The following is a 26,672-nucleotide window of genomic DNA, read 5'->3' as shown; positions in this document are numbered from 1 at the left end:
GTTTACCCCTCTGAGCAAGCAGTTAATCATGACATTCTCCAATACTGGTAGCGTTCTGGCTACACTGACTCAAGTCAATTTTATGGGGGCATTGACCTCCCGTGTTAAGAGCCTGCCAGTTCCTGAATTAGTGTGCCTGCTGGACTTTATCACGGCTGAATTTCAGCAATTTATCCGGGCGATGGACCTGATTAACAATGAAGCACTCGAAACTCTCTTAGAGCAACTGTTAGATGCCTTCACTGTCAAAATTGGTCAAATTTTGCAAGCAGACCGGACAACAATTTTTTTGGTTGACTCCAACAAAAATCAACTGTGGCACAAAACACTAGATCCACTTACGGGCGAGGATGTAGAAGTGCGCTTGCCTATGGATGCAGGCATTTTAGGCTACGTCGCAACAACCGGAAAATCGATTAATGTCGCCGAAGCTCGATCGCACGAGCATTTTAATTCCGAAGTAGACGAACCACCGGGCTACCAGATCGAAACCATGCTCTGTATGCCGATTTTTAGCAGCAAGAGCCAACATGAACCCGTAGCAGTGGTCAGACTGTTAAATAAAGCTGGCGATGTCTCCTTTAGCGAGGAAGACGAACAGCAGTTCCAGGCTTTTGCAGATTCGATCGGGATTATTCTCGAAAGCTGTCAGTCTTTCTACGTCGTGGCCCGCAACCAGCGAGGGGTTGCCGCACTGTTGAGAGCCACCACGACTTTGGGTCAAAGTCTTGACTTGGAAACAACTTTGCGCTCTGTGATGGATCAAGCTCGCGACTTGATGCAAGCCGATCGCAGCACGCTATTTTTGTTAAATCGGGAAACCAACGAACTCTGGACAAAAGTTGCCAAGGCCGACGACAAAACGATGATGGAAGTCCGCATTCCTGCTAATAAGGGAATTGCTGGCTACGTCGCTTCGACAGGTCAACCTCTAAATATTACAGATGCTTACGACGATCCCCGCTTTGACCCTTCTACAGACCAGAAAACGGGATACCGCACTCGGACTGTCTTGTGTATGCCGGTGCATAACGCTAAAGGTGAGCTGATCGGCGTAACTCAGCTAATTAATAAGAACCAAGGTACTTTCACCCCTTCTGACGAAGAGTTTTTGCGAGCGTTTAATTCCCAAGCGGGAATGGCGCTGCAAAATTCTCAACTGTTTCAGAATGTGATGGTGGAAAAACAGTATCAAAAAGATATGCTGCAAAGTCTTTCTGATGCAGTAATTTCCACCGATTTACAGGGGCGAGTTGTAACAATTAACGAAGCGGCGCTGGAATTGTTGGGCTGTCCCCCAAATCAAGCTAAAGGCAAACACAATCCCCAGATTTGGGAAGATAAACTGGTGAATCGCTATGTTTGGGAAGTTGTGCCGATCGATAATTTGCAATTTCGACTAGAAGACAGTCTCAAAACTGCTGCCAGACATTACGTTCCCGAACAAAGTTTAACTGTGGGACTGTTGGTAGAAAAAACGTTAAATTCCCAACAACAACAAGAAGAAGAAGAAGAAGAAGAAGAAGAAGAAGAAGAAGAAAGTTATATTTTGGCCGTGCCCGATCGCACTGACCCCAATTTATATTACGCTTGGGGCGAAAACCGCGCCTGGACTGAGGAAGTAGCGCTGGCAGAATTAGCTAATGCCCAATCTCTATTTGCGCTGCGAAATTCTGCCCTGTATCACCCTTATTGTCCGCTGCCCATCCCCGCCTCTCGAATTAAAGTAATTGAACGTAGTTTGAATTTGACGGTCAACCCGCTGATCAATCCAGAAGGCGGCGTGCGCGGCGGTTTAGTGGTGCTCGAAGACATCAGCCACGAAAAGCGGATGAAAAATACGATGTACCGCTACTTGACTCCCGGAGTCGTAGATAAAGTCATGGCCTTGGGCGAAGGCGCCCTCATGGTGGGCGAACGCAAAGAAGTGACTATTTTATTTTCCGACATTCGCGGCTACACCACGCTGACAGAAAATTTGGGAGCCTCCGATGTGGTATCCCTGCTGAACGACTATTTTGAGACGATGGTGGAGGCCGTTTTTCACTACGAAGGCACTTTAGACAAGTTTATCGGCGATGCTTTAATGGCGGTTTTCGGCGCGCCCCTGCCGCTCAATCCCCCGGAAAGTCATGGTTGGATGGCGGTTCAGTCGGCTTTAGATATGCGCCGGCGTTTGAAAGAGTTTAATGATTCTCGCCCCGGTGCAGATCCGTTTCGCTTCGGGATTGGGATTAGTTCCGGAGAGGTGGTTTCGGGAAATATTGGTTCTCAAAAGCGAATGGATTACACGGTAATCGGGGATGCGGTGAATTTGAGTTCGCGATTGGAACAGCTTACGAAGGAGTACGGATGCGATATAATTTTGAGCGAATTTACATACAGTTTGTGCCGCGAAGGGATTTGGGTGCGAGAGTTAGACAAAGTGCGGGTTAAGGGCAAAAATCAGCCAGTGGGTATTTATGAGTTGCTGCAAAATAGTTCTGAACCCATCGACGGGGAAACGGTTCGATTTTTGGAACTTTACAGTAACGGTAGGGATGCTTATATTGCTAGAAATTTTCACAAAGCTATTAGTTATTTTGAAGCGGCTTTAGCAATGCGACCCAGCGATCGACCTGTGGAAGTTCACCTCGACCGATCCCTGAGCTATTTGGAAATACCCCCGCCCGAGGATTGGAACGGCGTACATACGATGACAACCAAGTAGTAGATTATATTACATCCGAGTGCTCAAAAGTAAAAAGATTTGATAAAGTTGTGAGATCTTCCTTATGACAGAGTTAACAACTGTAAAAATGTGAAAGCATGAATCGGATGCCATATTAAAGTTAGTATTTATTTCCAGGCTAACAATTAAATGAGTTATTTATCTGTTCCGAATGCCACAAAAGCCGATCGCATTCTGGTGGTAGACGACGCACCAGATAATGTTTTGTTGGTTCAGACAATCCTAGAAGAAGAAGGTTACGAAATTAGCACGGCAGAGAACGGATTTTCTGCCTTGAGTCAAATTGACAAGGCAGCCCCGGATTTGGTACTGCTAGACGTGATGATGCCGGGAATGGATGGTTACGAAGTCACTAAACGAATCCGACAAAATAAGGAATTGCCCTTTATCCCAATTTTGCTGATCACGGCTCACGACAGTGCCAGCGTGGTCCAGGGATTGGACATGGGAGCAGACGATTTCATCCGCAAACCAGTGGAAATGGATGAACTGCTGGCGAGGGTTCGATCGCTCCTGCGGCTAAAACACAGCGTAGACGAGCGCAATTCGATCGCCCTCCAGCGCGAAGATTTTGTCTCCCGACTCGCTCACGACTTGCGGACGCCCCTGGTAGCAGCCGATCGAATGCTAAGTTTAATGCAGCAGGGAGCTTTGGGAGAAATTTCGCTTGAGATGCGCGACGCTTTCGGGACGATGGTTCGCAGCAACAAAAACCTGATCACGATGGTAAATATGTTGCTGGAAGTCTACCGCTACGAAGCAGGCCGCAAATCCCTAAGTTTCGCTGCCGTGGACTTGCGCCAGCTTATTACTGAGGTAGCTGAAGAACTAGCTACCCTAGCGGATGCTAAAGGTTTGTCGGTAAATTTAGACTTGACAGAAAGTGCAGAAAGTGCACCGATTGCGAAGTATCCGGGCGATCGTCTGGAACTGCACCGCTTGATGACAAATTTAATCGGAAATGCGATTAAATTCACCGACAGCGGCTCAATAGATGTCAGCTTAAAAGCTGCTAATTCACCTGCTTATACGAGCTTCAAAAACCAACCGCTGGCATGGGTAATCATAGAAATCAAAGACACCGGCGCCGGCATTTCTCCCACCGAACAAGCAAAGTTATTTGAAAGGTTTGGCTCGGGAACTCACAAGAGATCCAGTACAGGTTTGGGACTACACCTCTGTCGGCAAATTGTCGAAGCTCACCGCGGCACCATCGAGGCCAAATCCGAGTTGGGTAAGGGCAGTTTGTTTACTATTCGCTTGCCTTGTTAGATTGATCGGGAAACCGCAGATTAACGCAGATTAACGCAGATGCCTTTTGTGATAAAAGAGCGAATGTTTGCAATAGGAGTCTTGTAATTGTCGGGTGCTTTTCGGCGCACCTTACCACTGATAATTAGTATCCAATCCGCGCTCGATCGCCATGATACCGCTCGTGCGATCGTCTCTGCAAGCAATGCAATCGGAAAATTATACCGATGTAACATAATTACTTGGCAACCGAATTTACCAGAAAGAATTGGTTTAAAGCCGGAACCCTGAGCGGGAGAAATTAAAAGAAGACTATTCATTACTCCAATCCTCTTCCTTCCAGGTAGAGGTCGCTATAAAGCTATAAAGGTGTTAGCTGTTCACTGTCAACTGTTAGCTGTAAACTATCAACTGTCAACTATCAACTGTCAACTGTCAACTATCAACTGTCAACTGTCAACTATCAACTGTCAACTGTCAACTATCAACTGTCAACTGTCAACTGTCAACTGTCAACTGTCAACTGTCAACTGAAGGCTATATGTCTAACTGTCCAGTGTGCGGTGCTGAATACATAGAAGAAAAAGCAGAGTTTTGCTCAATCTGCGGCTGGGATTTGACTCCCTACCCGCAGCGTGCGAAGCCTTCCAAAACTTATTTAAAAAAAGAACAAGTTAGATTGCAGTGGGCAAAACAAATGTGGGAATTGACCCGCAATCAACAAAATTGGTCAGCAAAATTTGATGAGTTGCACGGCGAAATGCAGCAAGGTGCGATCGCCCGCACGTACCTGCAATCTCAGTTAGAATGGGTTCTGTACCGCCTCGAACAACTAAACCCCGAATTGATTGTCAGCACTCTACTGCGGCTGGAAGACAAAATCGGCGCTATACCTGACAAAACTCCGGCTATCTCTGAAGTGGGGATGGACTATCGACAACTGACAAAGCTATTAGAAACTGGAAAATGGCGCAAAGCTGATGAACACACTTGGGAAATCTTGCTCCAAATCGCTGTCAGGGAAGACGAAGGCTGGCTGAGTGCAGCCGATATTGACAGTCTTCCTCCTACAGACCTTCGCACGATCGACCAACTTTGGCAACAATACAGCAGCGGGCGGTTCGGGTTGAGCGTGCAGCAGCAGATTTGGGAAAGTACCGAGGCAAATTATACTGAATTTTGCGATCGAGTTGGCTGGCGAGTCAAGGAAAATTGGAAATATTACAGCGAGCTCTCCTTTAACGAAAATGCTCCCCCCGGACATCTCCCCGTCACCGCATGGAGACAGCGCGCCTGTTACGGTGCTGGTAAACTCACCGCAGCCGAAAACTTTGCCCGCATCGCTGCGAAACTTGCAACTGGCGATCGCTAATCATCCAAAATAAAAAATTCAAAATCGACATTAACTGCTATAATCAAAACGGTTTAGCAACTGGGGCTGTGGCTCAGATGGATAGAGCAAGCGCCTCCTGAAGAATCGGGCACCCTGCGAGGAAACTCTAGGAGTGAATGTGGTCAAATTTGGTGAAACCTAAAGAGTTCGTGGGTTCCTATGACTCTAAGGCAATACCAAGCCAAGCCTGATTTCAGCGCGATTAAACAATCGCCTATATTGAAATCAGGAAGGTTTAGAGACTAGACGGTCACCACCTAAAAGCTGCAAGCATATGGTGAAGGTATAGTCCAGAGAGTGGGGAAACTCACACAAATCTGAAGCGCTAGGTCGCCGGTTCGAACCCGGCCAGTCCCGTTAACAATCAAGAAAAATTAAAAGCAGGAGGGGTAAGCCTAAGTTTTACCCCTCTTTTTTGCATATCCGCTAACGAATTTGCCCAAGGACGAATACTTGCTTGAAGACGAGGACTTAGGCAGAACCTCTATAAAATCCATCTGAAATCTGAAATCTCAAATCTCAAATCTAAAATCACCTGTTTAAGCCCCACCACAAGCGTAGAGTCAATCTAAAATCTAAAATCTAAAATCTATGATCCCCCGACCCTTTTTTAATTTTTAATTTTTAATTCCTGTTAGTGGGCTATACGTGCGGTATTTTTTGTTATGGTTCCTTTGTGAGTTACATAAAATTTTTATAGGTTTAGATGTGGTTAAGAATCAATTCAAACACGCAGCGTTACAAGCGTTTGAACACTTCACGCAGTTTTTGGTTCCTAGTAGGGCTTTTGATGGCGTGTTGGTTTGGCTATCAGCAGGTTAAGAGCGAATTTCAGAGACCCCAAGCTTTGTTCGTTCTAGGTGGGGCTACGGAGCGAGAGGTGTTTGCCGCCAAATTTGCTCAGGAGTATCCTGAATTGCCGATTTGGGTGTCGTCTGGGAGTAATCCCGAGTTCGCCGAATGGGTGTTTTCAGAAGCGGGAATTGAGTCCGATCGCCTGCACTTAGACTACAGAGCGGTGGATACGGTAACAAATTTTACCACTCTGGTAGATGAATTGAAAGCTCAAGGGATTGAGAGCGTGTATCTGATCACTTCGGACGATCATATGCGGCGAGCTCAGATTATCGGCGAAATCGTGCTCGGCAGTCGAGGCATTAGTTTTAAGCCTGTGGCAGTTCCGTCTGGGCGAACCCCCGAACCGATGCAAAAAGCTGTTCGCGACGGCGCTAGGGCTATTCTTTGGCTGACAACCGGTTATACGGGTGCTAACTTCAGCCAAGCGAGAATTGAATAAACAAAGGGAAGGATTAAGCAAGTTTTAATTTTTTTCCATTCCCTCTGGTTTTAAAACTTCTCTTCTATAGCGATTTAACGAACAGCGAAGACGCTGATGACAAATGCGTAAAAGAAGAGAAGAGAAAAGAAGGAGTAGTTTAAAATTAGTAGATGAACTTCAAAAGCTAAAATTAATGACCGACCAAATTCTGCCACAAGTTCTAGAGCAAATTTTGAGTGACAGCAAAACGCCGGATGCTGTTTTTTCGGCTTTGGTGCCGGCTTTAGGCGAGGTGTTAAATTGCGATCGGGTTTTTCTCTACCTCCGCAATCCTGAAACGCAAATGGGCAGAGTACCTTACTGCTGGCGTCGCAACTCAAACTATCCAGAGGTTTGGGACGCGGAATGGAAAAAAGAACCGGAATCTTTAGGGGAAGAAGACCCTTTGTTTGCAGCAGCTTTGCGAACTGAACCATCAATTTTTGTTGAGGATGTTGAGACAGCAAATCCTGAAGTAGTCAACAAAAATTTTGAGGCAAAAGAGTTCGGACATCGAGCTTTGATTCACACTCACCTTTGTGATGACGGGTTATTGTGGGGGGTATTGCAGCCTTGTATGTTCGATCGCCCTAGAGTGTGGACTGACTTTGATCGCCAAGTTATCGCAGCAGTTACAGAAAAAATTTCCCCTTTAGCTGTCGCTTATGTCAGAGGCATCGTACAACCGCAATAAAATAGGTTTGTAATGAGGAGTCTTCGTACTCACTACAAACCTGTAACGATGTTTTTTATCTATCAAACCAGGTTTATGCGTAAGTTATACAAAACAACCTCCAAGCAAATCAGCGACCCAAATCGTGCATGGCATTAATCTCGATCGCACATCTTTGAGTCAGCGCTTGCAACTCCTCGCGATCCGAGGAACCGGGCGCTTCAATTAGCTTGCCAATTCGCACCGTCAGTGGCACCGGACGCGGAATTCCCGAACCTTTCGACGAAATCGCGTGAGTTCCCCACAAACTAACAGGTAACAGCGGCGCTTTTGCCTTAGCGGCTATCAGCGCAGCACCTAATTTCGGTTCAGTAATTCTGCCATCTGGCGTGCGAGTTCCCTGCAAAAATACACCCGTCGCCCAGCCATTTTCCAAAGAATTGATAGCCGATCGAATTGCACTGCGATCGGCACTTTCCCGCTTCACTGGATAAGCACCATAAAGCGTAATTGCCTGCTTCAAAATAGGAACTTTAAATAACTCTTCCTTTGCCATAAATGCGACCGGCCGCCTCATGCAATTCGACAAAATCGGCGGATCAAAATCGCTGGCGTGATTGCTGACTACTACCACAGGCCCTTCTGTCGGAACATTTTCTGCACCGTAGATGCGGCCTCGAAAGTACAGGTGCAGCATCGGGCTGACAATTGACCATTTGAATAAATAGTAGAGAAGTAAACTTTCGACGGGTTCGCGACTTTTGCTCACAGAAAAACCTTAAATTTTAAATTACATCGAATATTAGCCTATCAGTTCAGCAATGACAAATGAATAGTATTTTGAGGTTTGTAGGGTTGCCTGCCCTTGGAAACCGCGCCTACACACACAAAACCCACTCCAAGTGGGTTAAAGAAGAAGTCCACCTGCGCGGACGCAAGCTTGTGTAGCGCCAGACTTCAGTCTGGTGGACTATTTCACTGAATGTCCGACGTTTGCAAAGGCTCAATTTCCGGCCAGCATAGCTTTCTGTCCTTCCGAAGAAGTCGTATAGCCCAAGAAATCCTTAACTGTTTGGCTAGGAGGGTTTTTGTAGGCGTAGTACAACTGCCGCTTGTAATACCATTTTTATAAAGTTATGCTAGACTTATGTTAAAAGTAAAGGAGAACATTAAAATGTCTGGGCGTCCTCATATAACGATTGCCGAATCTGTAGAAGTATTGCTAGAGATTAGGAAACAACAAAAAAGAATCTTAGCATATAATAAAGTTCAAATGCTTTATTTATTTCAGTCAAAACAAGTAGAAACAGTCCGAGAAATATCGTCTATTTTGGGCAAAAGTGAAACCACAATTCATCGCTGGCTCTTTCAATATAAAGAGGGTGGTATAGAAAACTTGTTGAGAAATCGGCAGCTTTTTGGCAGGCCCAAAAAGTTTTCAGTTGAAGTAGCGGCTTCATTACAACAATAATTGAGAGACCCAGAAGGATTTTCCAGTTATAAAGAAGTTCATCTCTGGCTCTGGTTGATCAAAGAGATACCTAGTAGTTATCAAGCTGTATACTCCTTGGTCAAAGGGGAGTTGAAAAGTAAATTAAAAATCCCTAGGCCTCGTACGGAGCAAAAGCCAATGGCAATTAATAAACTTAAAAATAGCGTTTCTCAGCAAATAAAAACCTTACTAGATAAGGCTCCTGACCGAGTAAATAAATACAAAAATCTCTGTTTTGGTGTAGTGACGAAACTCGATTAGGGCTACATACAATTCAGAGATGAAGGCTAACACTGCGGGTGTAAAACCCGTAGGAAAACATCAATGGAAATTTAAATATTTCCGGCTATACGGAGCCGTATCCCCATCTACTGGAAAAAGTTTTTTTTGGGAGTTTTCCCATTTAGATAAAGTTTGTTTTCAAGCCTATTTGCAACAATTATCGCTTGAATATCCCGATAAATTACATATCATTCAAGTCGATAATGCTCCCGGTCATCTTTTAAGTACATCTGAATTGCCAGACAATATTATTTTACTATTTCAGCCTCCTCATTTTCCTGAAGTAAATCCAACAGAAAGAGTGTGGGAATATATCAAAGAATTTTTAGCTTGGTTAGTCTTTAGTAATCTTGACGAACTCCGCGTAAAACTTAACGAAATATTATCATCTTTAACAAATCATGTCATTGGTTTTCTCACAGGATGGTCTTGGATTTTACATTCTTTATCTATAGCACATCTTTAAAAAAATGGTATAAGGATAGTTACCCGCATCCGTCGTCGCACCGTTGACTGGAACAACGCGCACAGTTTTCTGATTGGCTACTTGAGCAAAAGTCGCATAACCAATGCCGTTGTTGCCTAAAGCTTGCAGCAGGGGAGTTGTCGCATCTCGTCGAGCGTGGTAATATTTGGCGTCGTGCCAAACTCCCCACCTCGGAGCACTTGTTCTTTAAACGTTTGGTGAGTGCCGCTAACTGCCGGTCTGTTAATTACTTTAATCTGGCCCGCCGGGCCGCCGACTTTCGACCAGTCTTGAGTATTTCCCTTGAAGATATCTTGAACTTGAGCGGAGGAACTTATACCCTTACGGTGTCAGAAACCAATACCACAAAATCCAGAAGTGTTGAATGCTTATTAAGAGGATTCTAAAAATAGATACACGCATCATATCAACTGCTGATTTTAGCAATTAAAAACGATTTCCTTAAACCAATGAATATAGCTGATCTTTTCACACATAAAAGCATTTCATTCAGTTGACAGTTGACAGATGAGTGCGACCTCTACCTAGAAGGAAGAGGATTGGAGTAATGAATAGTTTTCTTTTAATTTCTCCCTAAAATAAAGAGGCTTTAAACCAATTCTTTCTGGTAATTGTCGTAATTTTTCTAATGGTTTATTACCAATTTTATCCGGAATTTTAACCAACTGAATAAATAACAAATTAAACAAGCATAGATTTGTATCCGAATTACATTGGTATTTTTTGTGATTATAAGAGACAATTTTAAATGCTTTTTTAAGAATTTTCACAGCAACTCAATCTGCCATCTCCTTCGATAAATTTCTCCAATTTCTTGATTAGTGTATGCTAATTTTCCTGATTCAGGTAAATTAGTTACAAACCTAAATTCAGTCCGTGTTTATACATCTGAAAAATTCACCAATCTTACTTGAACAGTTCGTTGACCACTCCACACTTCATAAGTTACATCTTCCTTGATATTGATAGTAGAATTATTCTTAATTCGTAGTACAAAATATTGATTTTCTTTTTTCAGTAATGCTTGAACACGTTCGGAACTGGAGAAGCCTCTATCTATTACATCCACTCCATTTTGAGGTGTGGCTGCTATGGTTTCATCTCCATACTCACGCTTAATGACCTTGACCAAAATGAATGTACTCCATCAATCATTACCCGTTCATTATCCGTTCCAGTAAATTACTTTACTTGATGGTATTCCTGTTGCCATGGTAATTTGCTTGTCAAGGTAACTATCGTAGAATATAAGGCGAATAAACAGATATCATTTTTATTGTTTACTTGACGTTTTATATCCGCTTGTGATCTTTCAAATAATTTTACAAATACGCCTATATCTCTATGCTTACTTGCTTTTGAGAAGGTTGATATATATATCTAGGAAAATATCTCGACTGTTTAAACAAATAAATAGCGAACGCATAGTATCGAGGCTTTGGTCAAAACTAAAGCCCAGCCAGCAGGATACAAATGTGAAAGTGTCTAAAACAGGATAGTCATCTTTGAGTAAATGGGCGAGATACCGTTTGACAATTTTGGGGAAGTTAGAAAATAGCATTTTAGTTGGTTGTCAGTATTTTATAGCTCTCTAATTAGACATTTGTCTGCCAATTTTGGCATTTCTTTCCTATTATTCAACACTTCTGGGGGAATTGGTAATGAGTAATTCAAGATTTATGCACCGATAGAAGAAACCGGGTTTTTTGCCGAATCTGCAGGTTGCAACGAAGTATTTTTGTAAAAAAATCCGGTTTCTAGGCCCCCATGCGTAAGTCCTATAATTGTCGAAAGTGCGCGCAGAGTGCCCTGCTAATGACTAATCACTAATGACTAATGACCACTCAGGCTAATATTGATGTTAACCTGTCTCTACCCGATATCAAACTGTCCCATGACACCCGATGCCTCCGCCGGAGCTGCTGCTGCCGCCCCTCAATCGACACCCGAAGTCAGCTTAGAGCTGCAAGTCCGACTCAAGACTGAAGATGGACAGCTATTGTTGCTACTTCCCCCAGAAACCAACAACGAAGCCGCAACTGGTACGGCATCGACTTGGACTGAACTTTGGCAACAGCTAAAAGTTAGGCTGAATGCTGGAGAACGCTTTTGGCAGCCAAATGCAGAAGTACAATTGATGGGGAGCGATCGACTTTTAGATATCCGCCAACTGCAAGAAATCGCCGACGCCCTCTCTGAAGTGGAACTGCAACTCAAACGAGTCCACACCAGCCGCCGCCAAACGGCCGTTGCCGCAGCTACTGTCGGCTATTGTGTAGAACAGCAGCCTCCGGTTTCTTCCCTGAATAAATCCACTGCCCAAAAACCGCAATCGCTGGCGGAACCTTTATATTTGCAGATGACAGTGCGATCGGGCGTAGAAATTCGTCATCCAGGGACGATCGTACTTTTGGGAGACGTAAATCCCGGCGGCTCAGTCATCGCCGGAGGCGATATCCTAGTTTGGGGCCGTTTGCGGGGGGTCGTGCACGCCGGTGCCGGTGGCAATACCAAAAGCGTGATTATGACCTTGCAGATGGAACCGATGGTGATTAGGATTGCTAAGTATGTTGCCAGAGGCCCAGAAACGTCACCCGCTCAGTTTTTCCCGGAAGTCGCCTATGTGACACCCCAAGGGATTCGGATCGGTAGAGCCTCTGATTTTGACAAATCGCAGTTAGTCGGGGGTAATGAGTAATCGATAATGGTTCAGTTGACAGTTGACAGCTCGCCCTGAGCGAAGCCGAAGGGTTGACAGTTGACAGTTGACAGCGACCTCTACCTGAAAGGAAGAGGATTGGAGTAATGAATAGTCTTCTTTTAATTTCTCCCTACAAGGGTTCCGGCTTTAAACCAATTCTTTCTGGTAATGGGTAATGGGTAATTAGGAATTAGTAATGAGTAATTGGTAATACTATTTCTCTTTCCGCCTGCACTTGATAATTTTTGCCTAGGCTAAATCAGTCACTCAAGGACGATTTAAAATTTAAGTGCAAATTCATAGAGGATTAGTAAAATAAGGAGATTTGTGAGTTGATGAAGTAGGGACAAGGGCTTTCGCCGTGTCCTTACGGCGGGGGAAACGATAAGCGGGTGTCATTCATAAACGTGAAATCTGCTGTTATTCAGTGAATTACCGATTGCTGCCAAATTACCAAAGAATAATTGCTAATTATCAACCAAGAATAAGATCAATTACCCATTACCAATTACCCATTAGCAATTCCTAATTACCAATTACTAATTCCAAATCACCAATTCCCAATAAATCTAAAATCGCTTATGGCTCGCATTATTGTTGTTACATCAGGGAAAGGCGGGGTAGGAAAAACCACCTCCACAGCCAATCTCGGCATGGCTTTAGCTAAGCGGGGGCGGAACGTTGCCGTAATTGATGCCGATTTCGGTCTCAGAAATTTAGACTTGCTGCTGGGCTTAGAAAATCGGATTGTTTACACGGCATTAGAAGTTCTCGCTGGAGAGTGCCGATTAGAGCAAGCTTTGGTGAAAGATAAGCGGCAGCCGCGCTTGGTGCTGTTGCCGGCTGCCCAAACTCGGATGAAAGATGCCATCAGCGCTGAGCAAATGAAGCAGCTTGTGGGGATGTTGGGAGCAAAATACGACTATATTTTGATCGACTCTCCTGCTGGAATTGAACAAGGTTTCCAAAATGCGATCGCGCCGGCTCAAGAAGGGATAATTGTCACCACTCCCGAAATCGCTGCTGTCCGCGATGCCGATCGAGTCATCGGCCTGCTGGAAGCCAACAACGTCAAGAAAATCAACCTGATCGTCAACCGGATTAGACCCGCAATGGTGCTGGCAAATGATATGATGTCGGTGCAAGACGTGCGGGAAATCCTCGCCATTCCGCTGTTAGGCGTCGTTCCCGACGACGAGCGCGTCATCGTTTCCACCAACCGAGGCGAACCATTAGTATTGTCGGAAACGGCCTCTGTAGCTGGAACTGCCTTCGACAATATTGCCCGCCGCTTAGAAGGCGAAAAAGTTGAATTTCTAGATCTCAATCCCCGTCGGGAAAACTTCTTCACTCGCCTCCGCAAGTTCTTAAACACTAAAATTATGTGATGTGCTCATTGGCGATCGGTCTTTAACCGCAGCAACTGCATCACAAAAACTAGCCGAGATTTCCCCCAGTGACACCAGTTCCCAAAAAGAATGAAACTGTAGGTCAACTCCAAACCCTTAGGGAATGAGTGATTCCCCAATCGAAAATCGAAAATCGAAAATCGAAAACGGTATGACCTTTTCTATGCCTAACCCTTGACAAACCAGCCCGACCCATGATACACACACTTCTCGAACGACTTTTCCCGCGCACCCCTGACAACAGCCGCGACGAGGTAAAACGGCGCCTCAAACTGGTTCTAGCCCACGATCGCTCAGAACTCAGCCCAGAAATGGTTGAGTCGATGCGCCGAGAAATTCTAGAGGTGGTATCTCGCTACGTGGAAATCGATACCACCGGGTCTGAGTTCTCCCTGGAAAGTGACCAGCGGGCCACAGCACTAATTGCAAATCTCCCGATCCGGCGAGTCAGGCTCGAACATCCACCGGCAAATTTTCCCGAGAATTTGCCCCAAAATCGGCCCGAGTATGTACCTGAGTATGTACCTGAGTATGTAGTCGAAACTCTCCCCGACACTAGAGAGTGATAGGGATTAACATTTTCATCTCAGACAACGAGTTCGATCGGATCGCTCGATCGCCATTTAAATTAAACTATCTCTATAGAATTAAAATATTGTGGGGTGCGAACTCTGACGTTGCTGATTCACGGTATGAATCAACTTTTCGCTTGATGTTGAAAACTCACCCTCAAGCGGGCTTCTAGAAATTGGGAAATCTTGAATTCATACCTGTATTCAGCAACGCCAGCAGGACTTCTAAGTTTTACTTGGGCCTCACATCAGCTTCCCTGGTTTTGGCTCTTGTAGTGCGTTTGAGTTTCGTTCACCCTCCCCGTAACGGGGCAGTTGCCTCCAAAACGAATTCATTGATAGTTGATGCTAGTGTAGTTTTATCGAGTTTTCCCCTTTCATAACCCACGATCGCTTCTTGAATCGCCTCCTTCAGCGGGTGATCTTGCATTCGAGCCATACTCAGCAATGGATCGGGTTGTACGTAATTGGTTTCCCACGGATGAAGTATTTCCCCTCGTAGGCTTAAGTAGTTCCTTTCCCGCCAGGAATAGAGACTGGCACTGAACGACGAGCACAGCCTGTAACGACCAAAATCTAGGATTCTAGGATTTTGGGGATCTTCAAGTAAACTGCTAGAAACCTGAACATTTACTCCATCAAAGATCATCTCTTGGCCATTGAAGCTAGTATCGGCTTTAATTCGTTCTAGCTCGGCATCGCTAAACTCAAGTTCTTCATCGTCCCTAGTTACCTTAAACACTCCATCTTTTTCAAAAAATTTAAAACGCACGGCTCCGCAGTTGCTAGCACTAATGCCGTATCGGCGCAAGGTGCTTTCTATTTCGAGCAACTGATGAGCCACGACTGGGCCTGGATCGGCTTGACCCCACTGAAACTTCGGACGGGTTTGAGCTCGACGTACCAAAAGTGTTGCCCTCCCATCCGGTTGATGACCGTGAAAAGTCGCTGTTATACCGAGATCCACAATAGCATAGGCTGGAATAGGTCGAATACTCGTTCCAGAATGTACAAGGGCTGAGTAAACCAATCGCTCAAATACAAGTTCCCAGACTGCTTCTTCTAAAGTCAGCAAACCATTAGAGTTAGGCAGAATCGGCTCCTCATCTGGAGGAACCCCACAGCCTTTGACATCAAAAATGACTGCCTTCCCATTGTTAGAGTCACCGCACATGACCGCCGCGCGACCATAGCGAGGCGGACGGTAGACTATCTTTTCCTCTTTTGTGATGGGAATTCGAGTATTGGTAATTTGTTGGGCGGACTGAGACTTTGATATATACGCAACTTGTTTTACGAGCCAGCGATCGACTGTCTCCCGGACACGAGCGTTGCCATGTGGATGGGTTGTGCCAGTGAACTCAACGAGCTGTTTTCCGAAATCATGGAAGAGCAAGTCGTAGTTAGCGCAAATAACTTGCGCTCCCTCAACAGCATTCATAAATTCTGGAGCCAATGGCTGCTCTCGAAACTGGGTCAGTGAATTTAAAACAGGGTCGCAGGCAAAACCCCACTGGGCAGATATAAGTTCTGAAAGAATTTCCGTCATTATCCTGTAAGGCTTACGTAACAGAAAATAAATTATTCCCTCTTACCCGAACTGGCAAAAAGTCACTCCCTCGATCCAAATAAACTCCCACTGAGTCAATCAAGGCGGTTGACCAAATTTTGTCTTATATTGATGATCGGCAAGCAAAACGTTTATCACCATCCGGTCAGAAGCGACAGCGACTTCTCTGGTGCTTCTCCTGTAGTGGTGCTGCAGTTTTATAAAGGTTAATCTACCTCATTTGAGCGGGCAAAGCACATCATTTTCAGTCAGCTAGCTCTATGGGACGCAGCAATTGTTTACTTATGTAAAAAAAAGTAGTTCTGTATAGAAATATAAATAAATATAAATAATACGTTTTTAACGAGCTTGATATGAGAAAAAAGTAACTAATACATCCAATTTTAATGGAGAGCGTAATAATGCTACAAGCTTTTCAAAGCAATACAAGAACGGTGCTAGCAACCTTTGACGATGCCCAACCGCTCGGCGCAGGTGATGAGGCTTTTGTAAAGGAAGTTCACGCACTCCTTGCCAAGCATGGCAACCTTCACCGATTTGGCTTGACGCTGCTCCACGAGCATTTTGCTTTAGAAGATGATGAGGTCTTGCTGGAAACAAACGACCCCGAAGCGCGATCGCTATCTATGGAGGTGGTCAAGCGATCGGAATTAGCCGAGGTTGATTTTAAGGCAACAAGCTGGAATTTTTCCACGATGACCGATGACTCAACATCCTTTGAATCCATGACAGCCTGCGCTCAGGACAAATGCAAAGCTCCTGTTGTGATGACAGCCTGCGCTCAGGACAAATGCAAAGCTCCTGTTGTGATGACAGCCTGTGCTCAGGACAAATGCAAAGCTCCTGTCGTGATGACAGCTTGCGCTCAGGACAAATGCAAAGCTCCTGTCGTGATGACAGCCTGCGCTCAGGACAAATGCAAAGCTCCTGTCGTGATGACAGCCTGCGTTCAGGACAAGTGTAAGTAGAGAAATCTGGCGCTGCTGATTTACGGTATGAAAGGCTAAATATGCAAGTCATAGAAACCAGTATCCACAAAGCTTCTGGATTTTAAACTGATTTTTTTCATACCCTGATTAAGCAACGCCATTTTTTTCATACCCTGATTAAGCAACGCCAGAAATCTCAGGGGAGGCGGTCGTTAGTGGTGTAGAAGTAGGCTAAGAAACAATCGCTCCCTTCTCAAGAGTTCAGGAGCGAGGGCGCTACCTATTTAGAACTCTTCCGCCGCCTCCGGGTACAGAAAATTGCGGATTGAGGTGTCCGAGCGCAACATGATTCAACGACGCCCCATCTTCTAGAAGGAGTGAAGCTATAAAAACAATAGAGACGATAGCTCTCATCCTGTTGGGGAGAAACAACCCAACACTTTTGGATTCCATGAGCTGATTTTATAAAGACAGCTAAGGCCGGATTGTTTTGCGGACAATCATCTTTCTTTTTTAAACCTACTCCAATATGCAGCAAACGCTTACAACTGCCAGCTCGAATGTATCCGATTGGGACATGACCCCCTACTTCGAGACGTTCGACGGAACAGAATATCGAACATTTCGCAACCAACTCACATCAGCTATATTAGATTTGCAAAAAAATGTTTCTCAATTAATTTCCGAGAGTCAAGTATTCAATCTAGATCGCTGGGCAGACATTCTCACTGAAATCGAGGAAATCGGCTCGCAAGCAGATCATCTTAATTCCTACCTGATCTGTATGGAGACGGCGAACTCTAGGAATGAGGCGGTAAAGCACGAGATATCCGCGATGTCAGTGACTCGCGTCTGTGTAAACAAAATTTTAGCAGCGGTTCGCATGGCATTGTGCGATTTGCCTGACGGTCTGCTTGAACAGCTACTCGCCCATCCAAAACTGAGAGGAACCCAGTATTTTTTGGAATGCTTCCGCCAAAGCGGTCGCTGGAGTATGTCGCCAGAATTGGAAGCACTGGCGGCTGAACTGGAGATTGCCGGACTGAGCGCTTGGGAACGTCTTTACAACAGCTTCACCTGTAAGCTGGAATTTGAGCTAGAGCTACCTACTCAGAACACCAAGCGATTACCAGTAGCAATGGCTCAGAGTTTCTTGGAAGACCCTGATTCGATCGTTCGTCAAGCTACTTTCAAAGCAACCAGCGCTGTTTGGGAGTCATCTGCTGAGGTTATGGCTGCTTGCCTGAATGCGATCTCCGGTACGAGGCTCGCTCTGTACAAACAACGAGGAATTCCTGATTTTTTAGAGCCAGCTCTGTTTGATGCAGGCATTACAAAGCAGACGCTCGAAACCATGCTTGATGTGGTGCGGGATAGGCGGGAAGTTCTTCAAAACTTCTTGCACTGCAAGGCAGAAATTCTGGGAGGCGAGTGCTTCGGTTTTCAAGATGTTCAGGCATCCTTGCCGTTTCAAGACAACGAGCGGATTTCTTGGGATGATGCTTGTCAATCTGTCTTGGAAACTTTTTATAACTATTACCCTAATATGGGAGATTTCGCGGCAATGGCTGTAAGAAAACGATGGATTGATTACCAGCCGCGTCCGGGGAAACTGCCAGGAAGTTTTTGTTCGACCTCAACTTTAATCCGCGAGTCGCGCATTTGCTTGACCTACAATGGTACGCTCAGCGATCGCTCTATTCTAGCTCACGAGTTAGGTCACGCTTTTCATGCTTGGCTGATGCGCGAACTGCGGCCTTGGTCGCGGCGCTATCCCATGACACTCGCTGAAACTGCCTCTATCTTTGCCGAACAGCTAGCGGCAGATCGGTTTGTAGAAAATGCCAGTTCTTCAGGGAAACAACAAGCTGTGCTGCTGAATAAGCGCCTAAGTGATGCCTCACTTTTTTTGCTCAATATCCCGATGCGCTTTGACTTTGAGAAGGCAGTCTATGAGGAGCGACCGTCGGGCGAACTTTCCATCAGTCGCTTCAAAGAACTGATGTTAGAAGCTCAGAAATTTTACTTCGGAGGCAGTCTTGATGAAAACTGGCTTGACCCTTGGTACTGGGCCTCGAAGTCACATTTTTATAGCTCTAGAATCAGCTTCTATAACTTCCCCTATACATTCGGTTATTTGTTTAGTCAAGGTCTTTTTGCCAGATTCAAACAAGAGGGGTCAGCGTTTCTTTCTGGCTATGAAACTTTTTTGCGGACATCTGGCAGTGACACTGTGGAGAACTGTGCTTGGCAATACCTCGGCATCGATCTAAAAGCTCCTGATTTCTGGAATGCTACTATTGATGCGATCGCAGAAGATGTCAATAATTTCAAAAGCGCGATCGCTATTGCCTCTCAATACAGTCAAGTGACTGATTCTGCGCCAGCTTAACAAATTTTTATCGTTTAATATCGATATCACTATGCCCTAAATTTCAATGTCGTTATTTTCTATAAACCCAAGGATGAAAAATAAAATCAAAGAATCTGAATTGTCTTATCGAGGTATTCGCGCGTCGATCTACGATGCGATGATCGCACAAAATAATATTGGCGATCTGGAGTTTTTCCGAAATGCGATCGCAGCTAATGGGGAGCCAGCGCTAGAAATTGGCTGTGGTACAGGTCGCTTGCTAGTTGAATTTGTCGCTGCGGGATTAGATGTTGAAGGATTGGATATATCGCCAGAGATGCTGGATATCTGCCGTCTAAAGGCAGAGGAAAGAGGCTGCCAGGTGACCTTACACCAACAAAAGATGCAGCTTTTTAGATCAAAGCGTCGTTACCGCACTATCTACATTCCCATTAGCACCTTTGGGTTAATAGCTGAAGTCGATGAGGCAAAAAAGGCTCTTCGCCGCTTTTTCGAGCATCTAGAGCCTCAAGGTAAGGTCTATATTCCCCTACATTTACCTTCTCCGGAAGATATAGCCGTTGATGTTGCCGTATCTGACCACTGGCAGTTTCGACGCGAGTATACCAGATCGGAAGATGGTGCGGTATTTCGTTGCTGGGAGCGTCCGAAATACGACTTGGAAAACCAACTCAGACACTCAGAATTCCGCTATGAGAAACTGGACGCTGGAGAAATTGTCTCTGTCGAGAATTACGCAATGTCCTTCCGCTGGTATACCCAAGAGCAGTTCAAAACTATGTTGCAAGCTGCTGGTTTCTCAGAAATTTTAGCGGTTCGCAGCTATACTCTTGAGCCAGCAACGGATAAAGATTTATCTTTCGCTTTTATTGGAACACGGCATTAGAACTAGCTGAAAATATCTGTTGCCCTAGTTACCCACACGCATTTTAGATAGTACACACTCAGTATTTGCTATGCAAGATACTACACTAATCATCAAGTCTTTCCTTCGCCCACAATGTATTGAACACCTACTGCAAAGCATCGCCCAATTCTATCCCTATCTACCCATTATTATTGCTGATGACAGCGAGCCGGCAACACAAGAGAGAATTGCAGAACTAGCGCTCGCTTGTGCTGGCGACAGGTTGACGTTCCTGAAATTGCCTTTCGATGTCGGGCTTTCTGCCGGGAGAAATCGTCTTGTTGATGCTGCACAGACACCGTATGTGATTTTGTTCGATGACGATTTCGTGTTGACAAACGAGACAATACTTGACGTACTTGTAGAACACGTACGTGCAGATAAGTACGATTTGGTGGGAGGAAGTTGGATTCTTCCTGACGGTCAAATTGAGCATTTTGAGGGTTACATGGAGCTAAAGTCTGGCATCTTACGACTTTCGCCACTAGAACAGTATAAACGTCACCAAGGAGCCGACATTGTGCTGAACTTTTTCGCCGCTAAGACAGATATGTTAAAGGCTATACGTTGGGACGATAATCTCAAACAGTCTGAGCATTTCGACTTTTTCCTCCAATGTCAACAACGCCGCGTGCGTGTGGGTTATGAGCCAACCGTTAAGATCCTGCACGATAAACAAATGCCGGAAGAGTACAAAGAATTTCGGATGCGGTTCATCCACGATCGGCAACTGATGTTTAAGAAGTGGGGGATTACGGAGATTCAAGGTTGGCCGCAACCTAAGAAAGATGAAGATGGCGAACCGGAAAAAATCAGGATTTAACTTTAGGGTGAACGAGTATATATCAAGTAATAAATTTTTGAAAAAACTATGTATTTACTGGAAAATATTAAACGGGTAGAACACATTACTTTAGAAGCGTTTAATCGAGACTTTGTGGAGTGTCGCCAACCCGTCATTATTGAGGGATTATTCCGCAATACACCGCTCGAACAGTTGTCCAATCTTGAAGTGGCTCGTTCTAAGTTGGGGTCAATGCAATTGACGCTGGGAGAGGAATTTGGCACGACAATGCTCAAAGAAATGGGTATCTTTCCATCCCTAGCTTCTGAGTCTGAAGACTCTTTTCAATCCTGTAACTTGGATGAATATCTCTCCTTTATAGCCCGAAATCCTCACACTAGAAAGATGGCTTCTGTCAATGAAGTTCCTTCGCTTCTGCGTCAAATATTACCATCACCTGTTTTGTGTATGGGGTCAAACTCTCGCGAACCACTGATGCGTTTATTTGTAGGCAATGCTGGAAACCGCGCTCATCTTCACTTTGATACGGATGGGCGAGATGTTTTACTTTGTCAAATTTTCGGGCGCAAACGGGTAGTGATTATTTCGGAGGAGCAAACGCCGAAACTTTCGCCTGTCAGGAATTTCAGCGGCGTTTTTTTGGAACACTTTTCTGTTAGCGACTTGAAACCTTTTCTTGATTATACTAATGCTCAAGAAGCCATCCTCCAACCCGGAGATGCTGTTTTTATTCCCAAAGCTAGCTGGCACTATATAGAGTACATTGATACAGGTATGTCAGTCGGCTTTCGATTTATCCATCAAGACAATCAATATCTTAGCTTCTTAGTTAAGAATATCTACCCAAATCTTTACTGGCAAGGTCTTGTTTCCCGATTTGCTGACGAGCAAACGGTGAGGGAGAAATATCTGGCTGACTTTATGAAAATTGCTGTGGCTCGCCTCTATCCCTATAAAACAGCCCAGGAGTGTTATGAAGCTGTCCATAGCGTAGTGCGAGAGACGTACCGAAATCTCTGTCTCAAAGGTGAAGAAAAACTCTATATGCTGTCAAATCTTGAAGAGTTTGAGAGTTCGCTGTTCTCGAAGCTTTCCTATTACCATCCCCAGGAAAACTTGTGGCTGACAGAAGACGCGCCCTTTAGCGCCAGAGAATTACAGATAGACCACCTAAAGGGTTTGCTAGAGAAAAGTCCCCAGCAAAAGCAGTGTTTTACATTGACGCTTAAGGAGTGTTTTGGCAAAGACAAAATAGAGGAGCTGAGTAAAGAAGAGGCAAGCGCCCTGAGTTCAGCTCTCAAGTTACTGTGAAATTTTTGAAGATAGCAGGTAAATGTCAAAGTCCAGCCATTTCCCTAATTAAAAATATCTCGCAACCATGCCTTCAAAACGCTAATAGTTGAAGGCTCCCCAGACGTTCCAATCAAGAGACAGGGAATTTGGCTGGCCTCTTTTTTTGAAGCGGTCGCAACTTCAATCTTTCCTTGTAATAGGGGAATATCTCGTAGGGGGACAGGGTGGGGTCGGCAGATATCGAGAATATCTGCATGGGTCGAATTCCTACCTCGCTGTGCTAAATCTTCAGTTTCCGCCCACACGGGTAAATAATACCAGTAGGGTTCATCACCTGCTGCGGGAGTCCAAACGCGAAGACCGTATTGGTGTAAAAGGGGCAGTGCTTGCGCTACGAAGGCACGTCTAGTTTCAACCAAGGTGTCAGCGAGATGTAGTGCTTCGGGGAGATGGGGAAGAGCGTATTGAGATAGAGCAATTGGCAGGTGCGGTAAGGAGCGAGAACGCTGATTGGGAGACCAGCGATCGATAATTTCAGCAATAGCCTCAATGTTTGCGAAAGCCGCGCCACCTTCACCGATGGATACTGGTTTGCGATCGCCAAAGGAAGTAATAACTACATCGCTCTCGGAACCAATCTCTCGCCCTCTTGCTTTTAGCCGCCACGCCTGAGCTGCATCTTCAATAATAGGTATTTGTGTTCCCACAAGATGGCGAAGGGCTGCAATATCGCAAGGCAATCCCCATTGGTGGATAGCAATAATCGTTTTGACTTTTTTGGATAGGGCGCAGGCAATACGCTCGGGGGTCAGCACGAGGTCATCGCCTACGGTTACTAGAAGCGGTACGGCACCGAAACGCAGGATTGCTTCGGGGACTAGGTAACAGCAGTTATCTGGAATGAGAATACGATCGCCACGCTGAATGCCAAGATAGTGCAGGGCTAGCTCTATTGCCGCCGCACCACTGTTAACCAGCGCACCAGTCGTTTTTCCGTAAAATTTTGCAAGCCCTTGTGTTAGCGCTATACGGCCTAACAATTTAGAAGTCATAAACAAATTGGCTGAAACTGTTATTGCTGAATTTTAGCCCTCTTGTGTCTCGCACGCTGCTTAATTCTTACTGGCACACCATTGGCGCTACGCTCGTTCACGCTCTCTTGCGATATTCCTCGCTCACCCTCGCTTGAGTCGTAAAGGAGCTGGGATCTGTTAATCTCTATCCACTAGCCTCAATCTATCTTATGTTTTTTTAGGTGGAGCTACTTATCTGAAAATTTATGAAGTTAATCCTCATAACTAATCGCTCTTTCCAGAGAAGCTTGCGTCCCGGACTATCTTAATAACTAATCGCTCTTTCCAGAGGAGATTGTAACTGGAGTTCTAAGGGTCGGTCGGAGCGAATTTCTAAACCGGGTAACTCGTGTTTGACTAACATTTTTTCGCCTGTTTCAGCAGTTGCCAACGGCCAGAGTACCCAGCGGCTGCCAGGGGAAAGAGTGCTTAAACTTGCAGAGTTTTGAGTCAGCCAAATTATCGGCAGTTTCGACCGATTATCGATCGCATCTTCTCCAGCATTAACTGCCGCTAAAGTTTCCAAAACTACCCTGTTCCCCGAGACGAGTCCAGTCCCGGCAGTCCAAAGTTTGACGTTTAACAGGCGCTTGCTAGCATAGAAGTACAGGGATGCAGCTACAGTTACGGCTCGTTCAAATTCTTCTGGTTGCCACACCGCAGCGCTGTCGAGAGCAATAATAATTTCTTGACCGCCGGCTGCAACTTCTAATTCTCTCACTCGCAGTTCTCCGTAGCGGGCGCTGGTGCGCCAGTGAATCAGGCGGGTGGGGTCTCCGTGGCGGTAAGGTCTAAGGTTGCGGGTGAGGCCTTCGGTAGCAGCTTGCGATCGACTGCGATTGTAAAATTGCGGGCTGTCTTCTTGACCGATGCGATCGATCAAAGGGCAAGTGCTCAACGGCAAAACCTGCGGATAGACAATTGCCACCGCTTTGACTGGGCGGCTGCGCCGGCACCAAAACAACCCTAAAGGCGCCGCCGTCCTCAAGTTTACCTCTTGCCACCGATAGACGCCCCGCTGCCGGACCTCTAGATAGTATGTATCCCTGTATATACTGTTAGGGTCTATGACTTCGATCGGGCGGACGATTGGTTCTCCCAGTACAAACGGCAAGATGTCTACCACTTGCAACAAAGTCTTAGGTTCGCTGGCGCGATTTTCGATTTCTAGTTCGACGGTGATTCGATCGCCCGCACTCACCGGTTCGATCGGGCGGCGGCGGACTTCCAAGGAACGGAGCGATTTTCCCGGCAAAACCGCCGCTACTCCCAACAACGCCAAACCCCCACCGCTAAGCGCGTACAGCCACCCAGACATTGTATTGGTCGCAGACCCAAAAAAGAAAACCGTCATCCCCAAGAGCAGCCAACCCGCGTAGGCGGGGCTAACAGCGCGATTTTCGAGCCAGTCGGCAATTTTGTGACCGATGTTCATAGGAGTTGCAATTGTTAATTACTCGATCGCCCCATCAAGCCTAATTGTAAAATATTCTCAGCATTTAGCACCGAATTAGCTGCGAGCCATTAGATTAGAAATCGGGCATTTTTTCGCAATAAATCACATTGACCCCGCCCAAAAACGGATACAAGCCCCCGACACTCAGTCAGGGTTGCTCCCCAAATTTTAGACTCTAGTTCCTGCTCCCAGATTAATCTGTGGAGTAAATCTAAAATCTAAAATCTAAAATCTAAAATCTAAAATAGACTGACTGGAGACCAAAAAATGAACCCATTAAACAATCCTACACCCGTTCAACCAGAGGCTCAAGCCCGCCGACGAACACCGCCGCCACCGCCGCCCTTGGCTGTAACACCCGCGCCTCCTGCACCCGCGCCTCCTGCACCCGCTCCTGCCCAGCAGCGGCCTGTCGAGACACCCGTCAGCACGATCGAACAAATGGTCAGAGATGCCCATAGCGCAGGAGCTTCCGACATTCACATTCGAGTCGGCCAAGTACCTCGATTTCGGATTCGTGGCGTGATGCAAGTAGCAACCACCCACCCCAAAGTAACGCCAGAAATTTTTGAACATTACCTAGCCGAAATTCTCACCCCCGAACAGCGAAAACAGTTTGCAGCTACCAAGGAATTAGATGCCGCAATTTTTTACCCGGGCTTCGTGCGGTGTCGGCTAAACTGTTTTGATTCCCTCAGCGGCGGTGCCATAGTATTGCGGTTGATCAGTTTGGAAATACCGACTATCGATTCCTTGAGGTTGCCAGAAGTTCTCAAAAATATCATTTTGCGGTCGCAGGGATTAATATTAGTTACAGGGCCTACCGGTTCGGGGAAATCGACAACCGTAGCTGCGATGATCGACCATCTCAACCAGATGGAACAGAAGCACGTAGTTACAATTGAAGACCCGATCGAATTCATTCACCCCTCTAAAAAATGCTTGGTCAGCCAGCGTGAAGTCGGCTTGCATACCCACGAGTTTCAACAGGCTTTGCGGGCAGTTTTGCGGGAAGATCCGGATGTAATTCTGATTGGGGAAATGCGCGATCGCGTTACCATCAATACAGCGTTGCAAGCAGCTCAAACTGGTCACTTAGTATTGGGAACTCTCCACACTCGCAGCGCGATTAACGCTCTCAATCGATTGTTGAACCTCTACCCGCCCGAAGAACAGCAGGCGATGCGGATTCAAATTTGCGATTCTTTAGTAGCAGTAGTTGCCCAACTTTTGTTGCCAACTGTTGACAACCGCCGCGTCGCAGTTCACGATATTTTAGTGAACACGCCAGCCATGCAGGAATACTTGATGAAAGGTGCTGATGATGAAGCTTTCCGGTTGATGGAACATGATACTTACGAAGGAATGCAGATTATCAACCAGGGTCTTTACAAACTGGTGCTCGAAGGCAGAGTGACGATCGAAGAAGCGGCCAAAACTTCTCCCGAAGCCAGCGATTTAGACCGTCGCTTGCGAACAGGAGGCTACGATGTTGGGGACGCTCGTGGCTTTGAAGGCAGCAAAAAAGAACGCATTGTTCGCGCCTAGTAGCAGCACACATACAGGGGTAGCCACAGCAGGACTACCCCACCCATCAAATCACAAGATTTTCAGCAGACGGAAATATTTGATGAGGGCTTTTGTGCGTATTTTTACTTAAAATTCAACTATATTTGGTAACAAAAAATACATTTTAATTAAAGAGTAAAATGCTAGAATCAATATCGAGTGTATTGTTAAGTTTTTTAAACGTAGACCCTACTTTACATAAACTTTAAAATTGCGTGAAAACTCGCAGGTGATTGCAAAGAAATAGTAAAGATATGTTCGGAGTATTGCCAACACTCAGCAATTTAAGTATATAGTTGTAGTGACAAATTTTGGAGATAGAAGGTTCCGACTTTGCCGATCTCAAAAATAAGTCGGTTAAAAAAGCGCTTAATAAAACTACAAGTA

The 26,672-nt window shown here is 45.5% G+C and carries 21 protein-coding genes and 1 pseudogene; 15 read left to right on the top strand and 7 right to left on the bottom strand.

Going from position 1 to position 26,672, the window contains the following annotated elements; translation table 11 throughout:
* Nucleotides 1–28: 28 nt before the first annotated feature.
* Nucleotides 29–2,710 (top strand): GAF domain-containing protein, encoded by a 2,682-nt coding sequence (locus QUA58_RS13530; protein WP_333394459.1) that lies wholly within the window; start codon nucleotides 29–31, stop codon nucleotides 2,708–2,710.
* 150 nt (nucleotides 2,711–2,860) lie between these two features.
* The gene (locus QUA58_RS13525) at nucleotides 2,861–4,003 is read left to right on the top strand and encodes a hybrid sensor histidine kinase/response regulator (RefSeq protein ID WP_333394458.1); all 1,143 of its coding nucleotides are present in this window, start codon (nucleotides 2,861–2,863) and stop codon (nucleotides 4,001–4,003) included.
* Nucleotides 4,004–4,023: 20 nt separating this feature from the next.
* Here the strand turns inward: QUA58_RS13525 and QUA58_RS13520 are convergent, their stop codons facing one another.
* A complete protein-coding gene (locus tag QUA58_RS13520; RefSeq protein WP_333394457.1) occupies nucleotides 4,024–4,302 on the bottom strand; it encodes a hypothetical protein in 279 nt (92 codons plus the stop codon).
* A gap of 221 nt (nucleotides 4,303–4,523) precedes the next feature.
* Between QUA58_RS13520 and QUA58_RS13515 the strand changes: the two genes are divergently transcribed.
* From QUA58_RS13515 to QUA58_RS13505, 3 genes are all read left to right on the top strand, one after another.
* The gene (locus QUA58_RS13515; protein WP_333394456.1) at nucleotides 4,524–5,354 is read left to right on the top strand and encodes a GUN4 domain-containing protein; all 831 of its coding nucleotides are present in this window, start codon (nucleotides 4,524–4,526) and stop codon (nucleotides 5,352–5,354) included.
* 727 nt (nucleotides 5,355–6,081) lie between these two features.
* Complete coding sequence (locus QUA58_RS13510; RefSeq protein ID WP_333255114.1) at nucleotides 6,082–6,672, top strand: YdcF family protein; 591 nt, start codon at nucleotides 6,082–6,084, stop codon at nucleotides 6,670–6,672.
* Nucleotides 6,673–6,775: 103 nt separating this feature from the next.
* Nucleotides 6,776–7,387 (top strand): GAF domain-containing protein, encoded by a 612-nt coding sequence (locus QUA58_RS13505; RefSeq protein ID WP_333309636.1) that lies wholly within the window; start codon nucleotides 6,776–6,778, stop codon nucleotides 7,385–7,387.
* A gap of 109 nt (nucleotides 7,388–7,496) precedes the next feature.
* Here the strand turns inward: QUA58_RS13505 and QUA58_RS13500 are convergent, their stop codons facing one another.
* Nucleotides 7,497–8,135: a lysophospholipid acyltransferase family protein gene (locus QUA58_RS13500; protein WP_333075772.1), complete on the bottom strand. Its 639-nt coding sequence runs from the start codon at nucleotides 8,133–8,135 to the stop codon at nucleotides 7,497–7,499.
* A gap of 405 nt (nucleotides 8,136–8,540) precedes the next feature.
* On the opposite strand from QUA58_RS13500, the pseudogene QUA58_RS13495 reads away from it, so the two are divergent.
* Nucleotides 8,541–9,606: pseudogene (locus tag QUA58_RS13495) on the top strand (IS630 family transposase).
* Nucleotides 9,607–9,722: 116 nt separating this feature from the next.
* On the opposite strand, the gene QUA58_RS13490 reads toward QUA58_RS13495, so the two are convergent.
* A complete protein-coding gene (locus QUA58_RS13490) occupies nucleotides 9,723–9,917 on the bottom strand; it encodes a hypothetical protein (protein WP_333255155.1) in 195 nt (64 codons plus the stop codon).
* A gap of 590 nt (nucleotides 9,918–10,507) precedes the next feature.
* Nucleotides 10,508–10,759: a hypothetical protein gene (locus QUA58_RS13485; RefSeq protein ID WP_333394455.1), complete on the bottom strand. Its 252-nt coding sequence runs from the start codon at nucleotides 10,757–10,759 to the stop codon at nucleotides 10,508–10,510.
* A gap of 762 nt (nucleotides 10,760–11,521) precedes the next feature.
* Here QUA58_RS13485 and minC point away from each other — a divergent pair.
* From minC to minE, 3 genes are all read left to right on the top strand, one after another.
* Nucleotides 11,522–12,325 (top strand): septum site-determining protein MinC, encoded by an 804-nt coding sequence (minC, locus tag QUA58_RS13480; RefSeq protein ID WP_333255106.1) that lies wholly within the window; start codon nucleotides 11,522–11,524, stop codon nucleotides 12,323–12,325.
* 584 nt (nucleotides 12,326–12,909) lie between these two features.
* Nucleotides 12,910–13,716 (top strand): septum site-determining protein MinD, encoded by an 807-nt coding sequence (minD, locus tag QUA58_RS13475; protein WP_333394454.1) that lies wholly within the window; start codon nucleotides 12,910–12,912, stop codon nucleotides 13,714–13,716.
* A 215-nt stretch (nucleotides 13,717–13,931) separates the two neighbouring features.
* Nucleotides 13,932–14,303, top strand: a complete 372-nt coding sequence (gene minE / locus QUA58_RS13470; protein WP_333394453.1) for a cell division topological specificity factor MinE — start codon at nucleotides 13,932–13,934, stop codon at nucleotides 14,301–14,303.
* A gap of 298 nt (nucleotides 14,304–14,601) precedes the next feature.
* Here minE and QUA58_RS13465 read toward each other — a convergent pair whose 3' ends face one another.
* Entirely contained in the window at nucleotides 14,602–15,750 is a 1,149-nt protein-coding gene (locus QUA58_RS13465) for a hypothetical protein (protein ID WP_333394452.1), read from the bottom strand.
* 530 nt (nucleotides 15,751–16,280) lie between these two features.
* Here QUA58_RS13465 and QUA58_RS13460 point away from each other — a divergent pair.
* From QUA58_RS13460 to QUA58_RS13440, 5 genes are all read left to right on the top strand, one after another.
* Nucleotides 16,281–16,847: a hypothetical protein gene (locus tag QUA58_RS13460; RefSeq protein WP_333394451.1), complete on the top strand. Its 567-nt coding sequence runs from the start codon at nucleotides 16,281–16,283 to the stop codon at nucleotides 16,845–16,847.
* Nucleotides 16,848–17,385: 538 nt separating this feature from the next.
* Complete coding sequence (locus tag QUA58_RS13455) at nucleotides 17,386–19,200, top strand: M3 family oligoendopeptidase (protein WP_333394449.1); 1,815 nt, start codon at nucleotides 17,386–17,388, stop codon at nucleotides 19,198–19,200.
* A 73-nt stretch (nucleotides 19,201–19,273) separates the two neighbouring features.
* The gene (locus QUA58_RS13450; protein WP_333394448.1) at nucleotides 19,274–20,068 is read left to right on the top strand and encodes a methyltransferase domain-containing protein; all 795 of its coding nucleotides are present in this window, start codon (nucleotides 19,274–19,276) and stop codon (nucleotides 20,066–20,068) included.
* A gap of 70 nt (nucleotides 20,069–20,138) precedes the next feature.
* Nucleotides 20,139–20,912 carry a glycosyltransferase family 2 protein gene (locus tag QUA58_RS13445; protein WP_333394447.1) on the top strand — a complete coding sequence of 258 codons (774 nt, stop codon included), beginning with the start codon at nucleotides 20,139–20,141 and terminating at the stop codon, nucleotides 20,910–20,912.
* A gap of 48 nt (nucleotides 20,913–20,960) precedes the next feature.
* The gene (locus QUA58_RS13440) at nucleotides 20,961–22,205 is read left to right on the top strand and encodes a cupin-like domain-containing protein (RefSeq protein WP_333394445.1); all 1,245 of its coding nucleotides are present in this window, start codon (nucleotides 20,961–20,963) and stop codon (nucleotides 22,203–22,205) included.
* Nucleotides 22,206–22,249: 44 nt separating this feature from the next.
* Here the strand turns inward: QUA58_RS13440 and QUA58_RS13435 are convergent, their stop codons facing one another.
* Both QUA58_RS13435 and QUA58_RS13430 read right to left on the bottom strand, forming a co-directional pair.
* Nucleotides 22,250–23,239 (bottom strand): DegT/DnrJ/EryC1/StrS family aminotransferase, encoded by a 990-nt coding sequence (locus QUA58_RS13435; RefSeq protein ID WP_333394444.1) that lies wholly within the window; start codon nucleotides 23,237–23,239, stop codon nucleotides 22,250–22,252.
* 286 nt (nucleotides 23,240–23,525) lie between these two features.
* Nucleotides 23,526–24,695, bottom strand: coding sequence for a DUF58 domain-containing protein (locus tag QUA58_RS13430; RefSeq protein WP_333394443.1), 1,170 nt, complete (start codon nucleotides 24,693–24,695; stop codon nucleotides 23,526–23,528).
* Nucleotides 24,696–24,983: 288 nt separating this feature from the next.
* Here QUA58_RS13430 and QUA58_RS13425 point away from each other — a divergent pair, with 288 nt between their 5' ends.
* Entirely contained in the window at nucleotides 24,984–26,264 is a 1,281-nt protein-coding gene (locus QUA58_RS13425; RefSeq protein WP_333394441.1) for a PilT/PilU family type 4a pilus ATPase, read from the top strand.
* Nucleotides 26,265–26,672: the final 408 nt, after the last annotated feature.

Origin of the sequence: Microcoleus sp. N9_A1, from assembly GCF_036701795.1 — a bacterium.
Lineage (GTDB): Bacteria > Cyanobacteriota > Cyanobacteriia > Cyanobacteriales > Microcoleaceae > Microcoleus.
The sequence above is the reverse complement of the archived record's forward strand: the minus strand, read 5'-3'. Positions and strand labels throughout refer to the sequence as shown.